Consider the following 2,052-nt stretch of genomic DNA (forward strand, 5'->3'; position numbering starts at 1 on the left):
TTAGCTGATCCGCGAGAAGCCCCGCGCTCTACCCGATAGGGTGAGCGTCGGGATGATAGCGGGACAATGAAGTGAAACGGAATTGTCAACTAGGAATCCTTGGGAAGAGGAAAACGAGCTATTAAACTTCTGAGCAGTTCAGACGGGGTCATTCCTCTACGTTCAGCCTCTTGTTTGAGTTGCTTTTTATCGAAGCTAGTTAACCTGATCATTAATGTTTTATCTTTCATTTATGAATTAACATATGTAATTGTATATACTATACTAATAATAGGTCGATTACCAGGAGAAAACAAGATGAGACTAGCATATCAATACCGACTCAGGTTAAATAAATCGCAGATCTCCAAGATAGAGAAATGGCTAGATCTGCTGCGCTGTCAGTACAATTACCTTTTGGCAGACCGATTTAGCTGGTATGAGCAAAATCGGTCTGCTACAAATTATTGTCCTCTTGTTTGTCATCTTCCCGAACTTAGAAATAATCCTGATTATTTCTCTCAAAAGAAATCTCTACCTGGACTGAAGAAAGATAGGCCATGGTACAAGGAAATTCATTCTCAAGTCCTTCAAGATTGTGTCAAAAGGGTAGATCTAGCTTTTAAACGATTCCTGAAAGGGGATTGCAATGGAAACAAGAGCGGAAAACCACGATTTAAAAGCAAGAACAGGTACCGCTCGTTTACCTTTCCTTCTCTCACTAAGGATCCGATCAAAGGCAATATTCTGACCCTGCCAAAATTTGGACAGGTCAAGATGATTTACCACAGGCAAATTCCTGATGGATTCAAGGTAAAAACGGCCACGATTACCCGAAAAGCCGACGGTTACTATGCAACGCTGTCAATCCAAGATGATACTGTCCCGGATATTATCCCGATCGATAGTGTCATCAATCCCGTCGGCATAGACATGGGTCTTAAGTCTTTCTTGATAAGGTCTGACGGAACTGAGGTGCCAATTCCTCAATACTACCGAAAGGCTCAAAAACGACTTAAGAAAGTTCAAAAATCTGTTAGTCGCTCTAAGAAAGGGAGTAACAACAGAAAGAAGGCTGTTGTTAAACTTGGAAAAGCTCACAAAAAAGTAGCGGACACCAGAAAAGATTTCCATTTCAAGACCGCAAAGGAGCTACTAGATAGCCACGATATAGTAGCTCACGAAAAGCTCAATATCAAAGGTCTAGCCAAAACCAAAATGGCTAAATCAGTTTTGGATGCTGGATGGGGTCAATTTCTGTCTATCTTGTCAGTCAAAGCTGCAAATGCTGGATTACTAACGAAGGCTGTAAATCCCCGAAACACTAGCCAAAACTGTTCTAATTGTGGCAAAAAAGTTCCCAAGAAACTAAAAGACCGCATCCATTCTTGCCCTCATTGTGGATACACAGAAGACAGGGATGTAAATGCGGCTAAAAATATCCTGTATTTGGCGGTGGGGCGTCCCGTCAGTAGTAAAGCTGACCGAGCAACCGAACCAGTAGGTGGTGTTGGTAAGAAGCCCGCGTTGTCCCGTTAGGGCAACGTCGGGAGTACGTCACAGATAAATTAGCGATCAATATTGGAATTTAGGCGATCGCATGCATCCTGAATCCCTCGCCTAACCTGGTCAAAACCAGTGCCACCATAACTATTCCGACGAGCGACGACTTGAGTCGGGGCAATGGCTTGATAAATATCCTCTGCAAAGGCTGGATGCAACTCTTGCCACTGTTCGAGGCTCAAATCCTTCAGTAACTTCCCGGATCCCAAACAACTTCTGACCACCTTACCCACCAGATTGTAGGCTTCCCGAAACGGAACTCCTTTTGAGGCTAAATAGTCAGCGACATCGGTAGCGTTAGAGAAATCTTCAGTAACTGCTGATGCCAAACGTTCGGTACGAAATTCTAACCCTTCCTGCCAGAGAATGGTCATGGCTTCGAGACAGGCTTTGATAGTGTTAACGCTATCAAACAGTGCTTCTTTGTCTTCTTGCAAGTCTTTGTTGTAAGCCAAAGGTAGCCCTTTCATCAAAACTAACAACCCTTGTAGATGACCAAAGACACGACCA

The 2,052-nt window shown here is 43.5% G+C and carries 2 protein-coding genes and 1 pseudogene; 1 reads left to right on the forward strand and 2 read right to left on the reverse strand.

Features of this window, described 5'->3' with window-relative positions; all coding sequences use genetic code 11:
* Positions 1–89: 89 nt before the first annotated feature.
* Complete coding sequence (locus F6K49_RS43735) at positions 90–230, reverse strand: CopG family transcriptional regulator (protein WP_075897121.1); 141 nt, start codon at positions 228–230, stop codon at positions 90–92.
* Positions 231–297: 67 nt separating this feature from the next.
* On the opposite strand from F6K49_RS43735, the gene F6K49_RS43740 reads away from it, so the two are divergent.
* Positions 298–1,518, forward strand: coding sequence for a transposase (locus F6K49_RS43740; protein ID WP_293030836.1), 1,221 nt, complete (start codon positions 298–300; stop codon positions 1,516–1,518).
* 29 nt (positions 1,519–1,547) lie between these two features.
* Here the strand turns inward: F6K49_RS43740 and F6K49_RS43745 are convergent.
* A pseudogene (locus F6K49_RS43745) lies at positions 1,548–2,052 on the reverse strand (argininosuccinate lyase); the annotation flags it as partial.

The sequence above is a fragment of the Moorena sp. SIO3I6 genome (assembly GCF_010672095.1).

Excerpts from the sequence above, each read along its gene's own strand:
- F6K49_RS43735 (WP_075897121.1), bottom strand. The coding sequence starts at position 230 with ATGAAAGATAAAACATTAATGATCAGGTTAACTAGCTTCGATAAAAAG.
- F6K49_RS43740 (WP_293030836.1), top strand. The coding sequence starts at position 298 with ATGAGACTAGCATATCAATACCGACTCAGGTTAAATAAATCGCAGATC.